Genomic DNA, 12508 nt, shown 5'->3' with positions numbered 1-12508 from the left:
AGTTTCACGGGAAGGAGCTGGCTTTTCATGAAAATTGTCATTGTGGGGCTGGGGCTAATAGGCGGCAGCCTCGCCAAAGCTTTTTCGGCATACACGGACTGCCATGTAGCCGGCATTGACTCGGACCCCGCCGCCATAGAGTCCGCCCTCGCCTGCGGTGCCGTCACAAAAGAGGGCGATGAGCAGGACCTGCAGGAAGCCGACATTGTGTACCTCTGCCTGTATCCGCAGGCAGACCTCGACTTTACTGCGGCGCATCTTTCCGCTTTTGGCAAGCACACGGTTTTAACCGATGTCTGCGGCATAAAGACAAAGGTCTGCAAAGGTCTGCGCGCCTTAGCAGAAAAGGGCGGCTTTCCCTACTGTGGTGCTCACCCCATGGCGGGCACGGAAAAGCACGGCTTTTCCGCTTCCAGCAAAGACCTTTTCCGCGGGGCAAGTTATATCCTGGTGCCCTGCGGCGCGCCAGAGTGGGCCTGTGAACTTTTGCGGCAGACCGCTTTCCGGCTGGGTTTCGGCCGCTGTGTCTCTACTACGCCAGAACACCACGACCAGCTGATTGCCTTCACCAGCCAGGTGCCGCACGCCTTGGCCTGCGCCTATGTGATGAGCCCGCGCTGCCTTGAGCACCGGGGCTTTTCCGCCGGCAGCTACCGCGATGTTTCGCGGGTCGCCAATATCAATGAGGTCATGTGGTCTGAGCTGTTTCTCGACAACCAAACCGCCCTGAACGAAGAACTGAATACCCTAATCAAAAACCTGTCCGATATCCGCGACGCTGTCGCCGGCGGCGACCAAAAAAGGCTGGAGGCGCTGCTGCGGCGCGGCCGGCTTGTAAAAGAGGAGCTGGGAGAATGAATTTGACCGTACACACAATTCCTTCTTACGAAATCATCATAGAAAACGGCTGTATGACCGAGATAGGCCCACGCGCCAAGGCGCTGCTGCCAAAAGCGGAGCGTGCGGCGGTAATTGCCGACACCAACACTGCCCCGCTGTACGCCGCCGCAGTACAGGCTTCCCTCGAAAAAGCGGGCTTTCAGGTTTCGCTTACGGTTTTTCCCGCCGGTGAGCAAAGCAAAAATCTTTCTACGATTTCCGATTTTTACAAAGCTTTTTCCGGTGCGGACCTTACCCGCACAGATTTTGCTGTAGCACTGGGCGGCGGGGTCTGCGGCGACATGACCGGCTTTGCCGCGGCGACTTGGCTGCGCGGCATTCCGTTTATCCAGATTCCCACCAGTCTTTTGGCACAGGTGGATTCCTCTGTCGGCGGCAAGACCGGCGTTGACCTGCCTGTGGGCAAGAACCTGGTCGGCGCTTTTCATCAGCCCGCGCTGGTCCTTATAGACCCGCAGTCACTCACTACCCTGCCCCCCGCTTTCTTTGCCGATGGCATGGGGGAAGTGATTAAGTATGGCTGCATCCGCGACCGCGCGCTGTTTGCGCGCCTGGAAGAGGCCGACTGCCACAGCCAGATTGCTTCTGTTATTTACACCTGTGTCGATATTAAGCGGCAGGTAGTGGAAAACGATGAGCGCGACACAGGCGAACGGGCTATTTTAAACTTTGGGCACACTTTTGGCCACGCACTAGAAATGCTGCAGAATTACCACGGCCTTTCTCACGGTGCGGCAGTGGGCGTTGGCATGGTATTGATGACCCGTATAAGCGAAAAAGCAGGCATTACCAAACCCGGCACCACCAAAAGGATTGCCGCCCTGCTGCAAAAATACGGTCTGCCTGTTTCCTGTACTGAAACAATAGAAGAACTGCTGCCAGCCACCGCGCACGACAAAAAGAGCAGCGGCAGCGGCCTGAAAATTGTGCTGCTGCGGGAAATCGGCAGCTGCTTTGTAAAGGAACTTCCGCGTACAGAATTTGCAGCACGCTGTGAGGATTTGTCGTGAGCCGCGCCGTACTCTCCCCTGCTGTACTTTCAGGTACGGCCGCACCGCCGCCGAGCAAAAGCGCCGCCCACCGTGCCATTCTCTGCGCCGCGCTCGCACAGGGTAAAAGCATTCTCTCCCCTATTGGCAGCAGCGCCGATATGCAGGCAACCATCGGCTGCATCAAAGCTCTGGGGGCAAAAGTAAAGCAGGACGGCGAAATTTTAACCGTAAGCGGCCCCCTTTGCTCGCCAAAAGGGGCTGTTACGCTTTCTTGTATTGAAAGCGGTTCTACCCTGCGCTTTCTGATTCCCATTGTGGGGGCGCTGGGCATTTCCGCTGTGTTTACGGGCTGCGGGCGGCTGCCGCAGCGCCCGCTGGGCATCTACCTTGACCTGCTGCCACAGCACGGCCTTTCCTGCAAAAGCACAGGCGGCCTGCCCCTTACCGTTTCTGGCAGGCTTCTGCCCGGGGTCTATTCCCTGCCGGGCGATGTTTCCAGTCAATTTATCACCGGCCTTTTATTTGCGCTGCCACTGCTTTCCGGCGAAAGTGAAATTCGGCTGACCTCGCCGCTGCAGAGCGCCGCGTACGTACAGATGACCTGTGACATGCTGAAACAATTCGGTATTGCGGTTATCCCACAGGAGAATGGCTGGCGCGTGCCCGGCGGGCAGCAGTACCGCGCCCGGCAGCTTTCGGTCGAGCGCGACTGGAGCCAGGCCGCCTTTTTGCTGGCGGCCGGCGCATTGGGCGGTTCTGTGTTGCTTTCCGGCCTAAACCCGCAGTCCGCACAGGGCGACCGCGCAATCGAGCCGCTGCTCCGGCTCTTTGGCGCAAAGCTTGTTTGGCAGGGTGGCATTTTAACTGCACAGCCCGGTCCGCTTGCGGGAGCGGAAATAGATGTCGGCCAAATACCCGACCTTGCGCCGATTTTAGCCGTCATGGGCTTTTTCGCACAAGGACGTACACGCCTGTACAACGCCGCCCGCCTACGCCTGAAAGAAAGCGACCGCCTCGCCGCCATGGCGCAGATGGCCAAAGCGCTGGGGGTACGCGCCGAGCAGACGGCCGACAGCCTGACCCTGTGGGGCGGCACGGTTTCCGGCGGCACGGTTTCCGGCTGCAGCGACCACCGCATCGTAATGGCTGCCGCCATTGCCGCGCTGCGCGCAGAGGGATCTGTCACCGTGACGGACGCGCAGGCAGTACAGAAAAGCTGGCCGGAATTCTTTTCAGTTTATCAGTCATTAGGAGGAAATGCAGATGTCATCGTGGGGTAACCGCATCAAAATCAGCATTTTTGGGGAAAGCCATGGCCCTGCTATCGGCTGTGTGCTGGAGGGACTGCCCGCCGGGGAAACCATTGACCCCGCACAGGTACAGCAGCAGATGGCCCGCCGCGCGCCGGGACGTGACAAAGCAAGCACCCCCCGCAGAGAAGCCGACACGCCGCATGTCCTTTCCGGTCTTTTAAATGGCGTCACCACCGGCGCGCCGCTGTGTGCCGTTATTGAAAACACCAACACCCGCTCTGGCGACTACGGTAATCTGCTCGCGGTGCCGCGGCCCGGGCACGCGGACTACCCGGCATGGGTAAAATACAAAGGGCACAACGATATCCATGGCGGCGGGCATTTTTCCGGCCGGTTGACCGCCCCGCTGGTATTTGCCGGCGCCGTGTGCAGCCAAATCCTTGCCCGGCGCGGTATTTTGGTTGGCGCCCACGCGCTCTCGGTCGGCAATGTCAGCGACGCTCCGCTTTCCGATATTTCCCCTTTTGTACTGGAAACGCTTCATGCTGCTTATTTTCCGGTCCTCAGCGACGCTAAAAAAGAAGCTATGTACCGCGAAATTGAGGCAGCCCGGCAAAAGCAGGACAGCATTGGCGGCGTGGTAGAGTGCGCCTGCCTCGGGGTGCCCGCAGGTCTTGGCGGCGAGGGCATGTTTGGCGGCATTGAGAGCCTGTTTTCCTCCATACTCTTCGGTATTCCTGCCTGCAAAGGCGTGGAGTTCGGCGCAGGTTTCGGTGCGGCAAAGCTGCGCGGCAGCGAAAACAATGATCCCTACTATTATGCCCCGGACGGCACCGTAAAAACGCGCACAAACAACGCAGGCGGTATTTTGGGCGGCATCACTACCGGCATGCCGATTGTATTCCGCGCAGCGTTTAAGCCCACGCCCTCTATTGCACGCGAACAGCAGAGTGTTGACCTCACCGCACACAAAGACACCGTGTTGACCATACACGGCCGGCATGACCCCTGCATTGTACCGCGCGCTGTGCCGGTTGCAGAGGCCGCCGCCGCGCTGGCGCTTATAAATCTTGACGGTATTTTAGAGCAGAGTGTAAAGGAATGAGTGTACAAAATGGAACTCAAAGAAATTCGCCGCGAAATTGACCAGATAGACAGTCAGCTGCTGCCCCTTTTCATCAAGCGCATGGACTGCGCCAAAAAAGTGGCAGAGGTGAAGCAGCGGGATAAGACGCCGGTGTACAACGCCGCACGAGAAGAGGAAATCTTAGACCGCATTTCAAAAGAAGCCGGCGTGTACGGCGGTGCCGCGCGCATTGTCTACCGCACGATTATGAGCGAAAGTCGCGCTTTGCAGCACCGCATGCTCGGCTCCGGCGAAACGTTGCGCAAAGCGATTTCCGCCGCGCCAAAAGCACCCGCCTGCCCCAAAACAGTCGCCTGCCTGGGCGGGCCGGGCTCGTACAGCCACAGCGTTGTTTCGGCGCTGTATCCGCAGGCAGAAGTAAAATTCTGCAGCCGCTTTGATGAAATCTTTCAATGTATCAAAGCAGACAGTGCCGGCCTTGCCGTGGTTCCCGTGGAAAACTCTAGTGCGGGCAGTGTCAGCGAAGTGTACAGCCTGCTGATGCAGTACTGCTTCTATATCATTGCGGCAAAGACCATTCGGGTACACCAATGCCTCGCCGCAAAGGGCGGCAGCCTTGCGGGTATTTCCTGTATTCAGTCTAAGGAAATTGCACTGCGGCAATGCTCGCAGCGGCTCTCGGAACTGCACCTGCCGCTTCTGACGGTCAGCAGCACCTCTGCCGCGGCAGAAGCCGCCGCGGGCGACCCCAAAACCGCGGCGGTCTGCAGCGAAAGCGCCGCGCGCAAGTACGGCCTGCAAGTACTGGCCCGCGATATTCAAAACGCTGACAACAACGCCACGCGCTTTGTCGTCATCAGCCGGCAGCTCTGCATTCCCGACCATGCGGAAAAAATCAGCCTCTGCTTCAACGTTGCCCACGTCACCGGCAGCCTAAACGCCGTGCTTTCCCGCTTTGCCGCAGCTGGCATGAACCTGACGAAAATTGAGTCGCGGCCGATTGAGGGCAAAGATTTCGAGTACGATTTTTACTTGGATTTTACCGGAAACGTGCGCGACCCGGCGGTGCTGGAATTGCTCTGCTCGCTGCAGGAAGAACTGCCGCGCTTCCATTTCTTAGGCAACTACTGTGAAATACGCGGCAAGGAATCCTTTTCTGCCTGCCACGGGGCTTGACAAACCTCTCTTTTTATGTTTATAACAAGATATACGGAAGTGCTGACGCGGCATTTCGGCCTGCGGCAGGTTGCTGAGGGAGGCTGGTCTATATGAAGAAAAGGCTGCGGATTGTTTCCATTGTGTTTTTCTGCGCGGCGGTTCCGGTTTTCTTTCCGGTAAACCTGCTGGCAAAGGGCTGCGGCTTGCTGGCAAGTTTTTGGTGCCTGACTTTTGGGCTGCTGGCAGACCAAATCATGCGCCTGCGCTTTCCGAAAAAATCTTTTGACTCACCGGAAAACTACCGGCATGGCAAGACACTGACTCTTGTTTCTTTCGTCCTTTTTATGCAGGCGCCGATGATTGCCGCATACGGCTGCAAGCTGCTGCCCAATGTCGGGGTGTGGCTTGCGATTGTCGCTGTATGCCTGGGGCTGGGCATCAATTTCCTTTCCGGCAGGCAGTATCCCTACAAAGCTGTGGAATTCTAAAAAAGAATAAAGAAGGCGCCCGCTGCAAAGAACCTGCAGCGGGCGCCTTCTTTTACACAGCAAAGCGGTTTATTTTGCCGCGATGACTTCTACTTCGACCAGCACATTTTTTGGCAGGCTCTTAACCGCTACACAAGAGCGTGCCGGCTTGCCTGTAAAATATTTGCCGTATACTTCATTAAATGCGGCAAAGTCGCCCATATCAGCGAGAAAGCACGTGGTTTTTACTGCTTTTGTAAAGTCAGTACCGGCTGCCTTTAAAATATTGCCGATATTTTTCATGACTTGCTCACTTTGTACGGTGATATCGCCCTCGGCGATTTTGCCAGTTGCCGGAATAATCGGAATCTGTCCGCTGGCATAAACGGTATTGCCGCAGACAATAGCCTGTGAATAGGGGCCGATGGCCGCCGGTGCGTCTTTGGTATAGATTTTTTCTGTCATATGTGTTTCCTTCCTTTCGTGTCGATGGTTTTGAGCAGCTTTTTGCTTACTTTGAGACAATATGATACCCTGCATTGGAAATTGCATCGCAGATTTCCTCGTAGTGTGTCATATTCCTTGTTTCAATATAGAACGAAAGGAAGCAATAGTCAATCCCACTGGCTGCAGCGTTGCGGTCGTGGTAGATGCTGAGGATGTTGCCGCCAAACTGTGCAATGATGGTGGAGATGTCCATAATCTGGCCGGGCTTGTCAACAATATCGACCTGAATGCGGCCAATGCGGCCCTGCTTGAGCAGGCCGCGCTTGATGACACGGGAAAGAATGGTGACGTCGATATTGCCGCCCGAAACCACACAGACAATATTTTTGCCGCGGGTATGAATCTTGTGGTACATCACCGCCGCAACAGCGGCAGCTCCCGCGCCCTCTGCAATGACCTTGTCCTGCTCGATCAGCTGCAAAACCGCTGTGGCAATTTCGTCGTCTGTCACAGTGACAATGTCGTCCACGTATTCTTTACAGTACTGATAGGTCAGGCTGCCCGGGCACTTCACTGCAATGCCGTCCGCAAAGGTAGAGACCCGGTCCAGTGCCTGCGGTCCGCCGTGCTGCAGGGCGTGTACCATGCCGGCGGCGCCGCTTGCCTGCACCCCGTAAACTTTGCAGGCGGGATTCAATTCTTTTACCGCAAACGCAACCCCTGAAATCAGGCCGCCGCCGCCCACCGGCACTACAACCGCATCGGTCTGCGGCAGCTGCTCTAAGATCTCAAGCCCAATAGTACCCTGTCCGGCAATCACGTCGTCGTCATTAAAGGGATGAATAAAAACCGCACCGCTCTGTTTTTGAATTTCGCAGGCTTTTTCATAGGCATCGTCGTACACGCCGTCGACTAAGCAGACTTCACCGCCGTAGCGTTTGGTCTTTTCGATTTTTGAAATCGGAGCACAGGACGGAATGCAGATGGTCGACTGAATCTGCCGCTTTGTGGCAGCCAGCGCCACGCCCTGTGCGTGATTGCCGGCCGAGCACGCAATCACGCCGCGCGCCTTTTCCTCATCCGACAGCATCGAGATTTTATTGAAAGCGCCTCGGATTTTAAAGGAGCCGGTCAGTTGCAGGTTTTCTTCTTTCAGGTACACCTGATTTTCGGGGTCCAGATCAAAAGCAGGCGTTAGGTCCGTTTTGCGCACAACGTCTTTCATATTGGCCTGTGCCTGCCGAATTGCATCAATCGTTAACAACGAAATTTCCTCCCCTTTTTTTTGCCGAAAGATATCCGCCCCATGCTGCATGAAGCGGATATCTTTCGGAAAATTTAAATTTTCAAAAGCGACTGCGATGCAGCCGAAAACAAAAGCTCAGCCCTTGATTCCGGCCTGCGCGACACCCTCGATAAACTGCTTTTGGAAAATGAAGAACAGAATAACAATCGGAATAACCGACAGAACCGCGCCCGCCATTTGGCCGGTATAGTCGTTTGTGTACTGCCCCTGCAGCGCCGACAGCGCCGGGCCCAAAATGGTCTTATCCAGCGAAGTGTTGACAATCAGCGGCCACATGAAGTCGTTCCATGCGAACTTCGCGGTGAAAATCACCAGAGAGACAATGCCGGGCTTTGCCAGCGGCAGCATAATCTTGCCGAAAGTCTGGAACTGATTGCAGCCGTCCAGCACAGCGGCCTCTTCCAGCTCTTTGGGCAGCGACATAAAGAACTGCCGCAGCAGGAAGGTACCAAATGCACTAAACAGGTTTGGCAGGAACAGCGCCGCAATGGTATCCAGCAGGCCCATGTGCATGATAATCAGGTACTGCGGGACTAAGAAAATCTGCCCGGGAACCATTAAAACGGATAGAATCAGCAGGAAGATGACGTTTTTGCCGGGGAACTCCAGCCGGCCAAACGCATAACCCGCCATAGAGCACAGCACAACCTGCGCCACCACGGTTACGATTGTGGAAATAATGGTATTGCAGTAGACTTGTAAAAATGGAAGTTCAGTAAAAATCTTTGTGTAACCTTCCAGATTCAAATGCTTTGGGAAAATACACGGAGGGACCTGCACAGCTTCTGCATGTGTCTTGAAAGAGGTCAGGAGCATCCAGATAAAGGGAAACACTACGATGATCAAACCAAGCAGCAGAATAATGTGGACTACGATCCGTCCTCTCTTTCTGAGTTTCATGTTTTCACTTCCTCTTCTTTCTCTGCCCGGGGCCAGCGGCCTCAGTCATAATTTACCCACTTTTTCTGCAGCTTCATCTGTACCGCGGTAATGACCAGAATAATCAGGAACAGGAATACGGCAACCGCCGAAGCATAGCCCTTATTCGAGTAGTCAAAGGCGTTGCGGTAGTACAGCATCAGAATCGTCTGGGTGGATTCGTATGCCGGGCTGCCCTTTCCGATCATCATGTAGATGATATCGAAAACCTGGAAACCGCTGATAATAGAAGTTAAAAGGACAAAGAAAAGAGTCGGGGTCAAAAGAGGAAGAGTCACTTTGAAAAACTGCTGAAAGGGATTGGCGCCCTCAATCGAGGCCACTTCATAGTATGAACCGGAAATGCCCTGCATACCGGCAAGCAGGATAACCATATTGTAGCCCATGGCGCTCCAGATACCGACAATCATCACCATCCAAAAGGCATACTTTGGGTCGGTGATCCAGTTGTGCGCCGGTATGCCAAACAGCGCAAGAAACTGATTGAGAATACCAAACTGTCCGTTAAAAATCCACTTCCACACCATGGCAATGGCTGCGGGCATGGTGACCACAGGCAGAAAGTAAAGTGTGCGGTAGGCGGACTTTCCCTTGATGTTTGTGTTTAGCAGCGCGGCGACAATCAGCGAAAGCAGAATGCCGATTGGCACTGTAATAACAACCCACAAAAGGGTATTGCCGAGGGAGCGCCACATGTCCGGGTCGGTAAACATCTTCTGGTAATTTGCCATACCGATAAACGTGGCATTATTAAAGCTGTCGATATCTGTAAAGCTGTAAAGAACACTTTGTATGAAAGGAATGATGTAAAACACAATCAAACCAATCATCAGGGGCGCAATAAACAGATATGCGCACAGCCACCCGCGGTATTTTGCTTTATTTTTTTGTCGGACCAAGCCCTGCGCCTGTCCATTTGGGATGCTCATGTGACGCACATCTCCTTTATCTTACTTTTCTTTTTCGAGCAGTGTCTTGTTATCTGCGTCCAGTTTTGCGCACGCATCTTTCAGCGTCATCGTGCCCGCCCATGCCTGCTTCAGGTACTTGGACTCGTTGTCAAACAGTTCACTGGAAACCGTGAGGGTCGGCAGCGGCTTCGAGTCTGCGACAGCGTCGATATAAACCTGCAGATTCAGAGACGGCTGCGTCTTGGTAAAGTACTGCTGTGCATCGTTGCGGGCAGAAATAACAGCGCCGACTTCGCCCTGAATCTTCTGTGCTTCTGCAGAGCCGAGCCATGCAGCGAGTTTTTTGGCCGCTTCTTTTTGCTTAGACTTGCTGTAAACAGCATAACCCAGGCCGTTGATGACATTGCCCTTGCTGCCGTTGAGGGTGGGCAGGCTGACCAGGTTGACTTTTCCCTTGATGGTGTCGCTGCTCAAATACTCGGCGATCATATAAGAAGCGCCATAGCACATGGCCAGTTTGCCGGACTCAAACAGGGAATCGGCGGAGTTATCGGTCAAAGTATTGATATCTGGGGAAACCTTGTCCTTGAGAATCAGGTCAATCCATGGCTGAATGCCGCCCATGGTCTTTGCATCACTGTACAGGGTTGACTTGGAATCGCTGGAGACAATGGAACCTCCGTTTGCAAAAATCGTATTCCAGTAGCAGGTCTGGAAATCCAGCGGAGAAGCAATGCCGTAAATGCCCTTAGAGGAATTTGTCAGCTTTTTCGCGGTGGCGACCATATCTTCCCAGGTCCAGCCGTCTTTCGGGTAAGGAACCTTTGCCGCGTCAAAAATTTCTTTGTTGTACCAAACAGCGTTGGTATCAAAGTCTTTCGGTACAGCGTAGACCTTGCTGTTAAAGGTATAAATCTGAGACAAGGCAGTCGGGAAGTCTTTGGTGACATCGATATTGGCCGCTTTCAGCGCATCGTCCAGAGGCTCCAGCATATTGCCGTTTACGTACTTCTTTGCGTGCAGGCAGTTCATCCAGAAAACATCCGGGGCAGTGCCGCCGTTCATAGAAGCGTCCAGCTTTGTCCAATACTCGCCGCCTTTATAGGGCGTGTACTGCAGGTTGATGGTTACATTCGGATTTTCTTTGGTGTAGGCTGCAACCAGTTTTCTCATGGTATCGCCCTGGCGTTCGTTGTCCCAATAGCCGAGGTTCAGCGTAACTTTTTCGCCGGAGCCGCCTGCAGAGGCTGCGGAACCGGAGGAACTGCCCGCGCCGCAGCCGGCCAGCGCTGTTGCTGCCATTGTCGAAGCAAGTGCTACAGCAATGACGGATTTGATTGCCTTTTTCATATTCGTTGCTTCCTTTCTCTTTGCGTGAATTGTTTTATAAGAGCCTGATTTTAAGCCGCTTATTCTTTTTCATCCGAATTTCCGCACACAAACTCTTTTCATTCTGCGATTGCAAGCTGCAGCCGACAGCTTTTTAGGTATCACTGCGCATTTCTTCTAGGGTGACCACCGCGCCATCGCGCAAGCGGGAACGCTCTGCCGCAAGGGCAATATAGTGGCTTTCCATAGAGCGCTCAAGTGACGTGATGTTGGAGGCGACCTTGCCGTCGAGTTCCATGTCAAGGAACTCGCGCACCAACTGGTTGTCGCCGCCGGCATGGCCGGAAAAGTCCTCTGCCAATTTAGAAACATCGATAACGTCGCGTTTTTTGCCAAACACGCCGATATCTATGGTATTTTTGCCCAGGTCGGCGATAATATCACCTTTTGTACCCATAAACTTTGCATAGCGGCCGCCCTGTGCAGTAAATGCGCACATGGTAAAGCTCATGGTTGTGCCGTCGGTCATTTCCAAGTTAACCACTTGATGGTCCACTACATTGTTATCACAGTGGAAAACACAGCGGCCGTAAGGACTGGTGCGGATTGCCTCGCGGATTTTCTCCTCGGTCGGATGCATTGCCAGCACCTCGCACGGCCAGCCGTCGTGACCATGCAGAATTCCGGTATCTTCATTGGTCAAGTAAATCTTTTCTGCATCAAAGGGGCAGTTTTCTTTTGCTTTGCAACCATCCATGCAGCGCAGGGCGGCGCCCTCCGGCGCATTTTCTTCTTTAAAGAGATAGGTATCGCCGTAAGAGGAAACGCTCTTGCAAGTTTTGTTGGCAAGCCAAAGGTACAGGTCCATATCATGACAGCATTTCTGCAGAATCATGGGGCTGGTCTGGTCGGAATTGCGCCAGTTGCCGCGCACAAAGGAATGGCACTGGTGCCAGTAGCAGACGTTTTCAATGCCCATAATGGAAACCACATCGCCAATGGTGCCGGCGTCCAGTATCTCTTTGAGTTTCATATAAAAAGGTGTGTACCGCAGCACATGGCAGATGACAACCTTGCGGCCAGTCTCTTTTGCCACCCGCACTATCTCGCGGCACTCATCCAAAACCGGCGAAATCGGCTTCTCCATCAGCAGGTCATAGCCTTTTCTCAGTGCAGCAACCGCCTGCTTGACATGCTGGCGGTCCTGGGTTGTAATAAACATGGCATCGGCAAGCTTTGGCTGTGCGAGCATTTCCTCGACGCTTGTATAGCAGCGGTCTTTGGGGATCCCGTACGTTTTGGCGACATCCTCTACCTTTGCCGGGTCAATATCGGCGATAGCCGCCATCTCCATGCGGTCGGAAAAGAGTTTTACGGTTGGCGCATAGGTATCTTTTCCCCGGTTGCCAAGTCCCGCAAAAGCGACAGTCAGTTTTTTACCCATTTTCATTTTTCCTCCATTCAGTCTTTTCCAAAGGCATCTGAAAAATGAATATTTTGCATGCAGCAATTTCATTTTCGACATCTTTTCTTCAATATTCAGTATACGGATATGCAGAATGTGTTTCCATAGAATATTGTCCGAGATTCAGTTAAAATTGTCCGAGTGTCGCTTTTCCATCTGCTTTTTTTAGCAATTTTTGCAGTATTTAGATAAAAAAATAAATTGTACGAGATGCTTTCCGTTGTATATGTCTAATCATGCTGATGCTGTGCACG

At 53.7% G+C, this 12508-nt stretch carries 12 protein-coding genes; 6 read left to right on the top strand and 6 right to left on the bottom strand.

From position 1 onward, the window contains the following. The first annotated feature begins 27 nt into the window (after positions 1-27). The 6 genes from LKE53_00410 to LKE53_00385 all read left to right on the top strand — a co-directional run bounded on the left by LKE53_00410 (position 28) and on the right by LKE53_00385 (position 5878). Positions 28-858: a prephenate dehydrogenase gene (locus LKE53_00410; GenBank protein MCH3971227.1), complete on the top strand. Its 831-nt coding sequence runs from the start codon at positions 28-30 to the stop codon at positions 856-858. Then, positions 855-1910, top strand: coding sequence for a 3-dehydroquinate synthase (gene aroB, locus LKE53_00405; GenBank protein MCH3971226.1), 1056 nt, complete (start codon positions 855-857; stop codon positions 1908-1910). The genes LKE53_00410 and aroB overlap by 4 nt, the downstream gene beginning before the upstream one ends. Next, on the top strand, positions 1907-3172 hold the full coding sequence (aroA, locus tag LKE53_00400; protein ID MCH3971225.1) for a 3-phosphoshikimate 1-carboxyvinyltransferase: 1266 nt from the start codon (positions 1907-1909) through the stop codon (positions 3170-3172). Before aroB ends, aroA begins: the two co-directional genes overlap by 4 nt. Then, complete coding sequence (aroC, locus tag LKE53_00395) at positions 3156-4250, top strand: chorismate synthase (GenBank protein MCH3971224.1); 1095 nt, start codon at positions 3156-3158, stop codon at positions 4248-4250. Before aroA ends, aroC begins: the two co-directional genes overlap by 17 nt. 9 nt (positions 4251-4259) lie before the next feature. Further along, positions 4260-5408, top strand: a complete 1149-nt coding sequence (locus tag LKE53_00390) for a chorismate mutase (GenBank protein MCH3971223.1) — start codon at positions 4260-4262, stop codon at positions 5406-5408. A 92-nt stretch (positions 5409-5500) separates the two neighbouring features. After that, positions 5501-5878 carry a hypothetical protein gene (locus LKE53_00385; protein MCH3971222.1) on the top strand — a complete coding sequence of 126 codons (378 nt, stop codon included), beginning with the start codon at positions 5501-5503 and terminating at the stop codon, positions 5876-5878. Between the two features lie 69 nt (positions 5879-5947). On the opposite strand, the gene LKE53_00380 is transcribed toward LKE53_00385, so the two are convergent. The 6 genes from LKE53_00380 to LKE53_00355 all read right to left on the bottom strand — a co-directional run bounded on the left by LKE53_00380 (position 5948) and on the right by LKE53_00355 (position 12233). Then, on the bottom strand, positions 5948-6322 hold the full coding sequence (locus LKE53_00380) for a RidA family protein (GenBank protein ID MCH3971221.1): 375 nt from the start codon (positions 6320-6322) through the stop codon (positions 5948-5950). A gap of 46 nt (positions 6323-6368) precedes the next feature. Continuing rightward, complete coding sequence (ilvA, locus tag LKE53_00375; protein ID MCH3971220.1) at positions 6369-7568, bottom strand: threonine ammonia-lyase; 1200 nt, start codon at positions 7566-7568, stop codon at positions 6369-6371. 117 nt (positions 7569-7685) lie between these two features. Continuing rightward, the gene (locus LKE53_00370; GenBank protein ID MCH3971219.1) at positions 7686-8510 is read right to left on the bottom strand and encodes a carbohydrate ABC transporter permease; all 825 of its coding nucleotides are present in this window, start codon (positions 8508-8510) and stop codon (positions 7686-7688) included. 41 nt (positions 8511-8551) lie between these two features. Then, the gene (locus LKE53_00365) at positions 8552-9478 is read right to left on the bottom strand and encodes a sugar ABC transporter permease (protein ID MCH3971218.1); all 927 of its coding nucleotides are present in this window, start codon (positions 9476-9478) and stop codon (positions 8552-8554) included. Positions 9479-9499: 21 nt separating this feature from the next. Continuing rightward, positions 9500-10810, bottom strand: coding sequence for a sugar ABC transporter substrate-binding protein (locus LKE53_00360; protein ID MCH3971217.1), 1311 nt, complete (start codon positions 10808-10810; stop codon positions 9500-9502). A gap of 133 nt (positions 10811-10943) precedes the next feature. Next, the gene (locus LKE53_00355; GenBank protein ID MCH3971216.1) at positions 10944-12233 is read right to left on the bottom strand and encodes a Gfo/Idh/MocA family oxidoreductase; all 1290 of its coding nucleotides are present in this window, start codon (positions 12231-12233) and stop codon (positions 10944-10946) included. Between the last annotated feature and the right edge of the window lie 275 nt (positions 12234-12508).

The organism is Oscillospiraceae bacterium (assembly GCA_022483045.1).
Classification (GTDB): domain Bacteria; phylum Bacillota; class Clostridia; order Oscillospirales; family Acutalibacteraceae; genus Caproicibacterium.
Note: the sequence above shows the minus strand (reverse complement) of the source record. Positions and strands in the feature narration are given on the sequence as shown.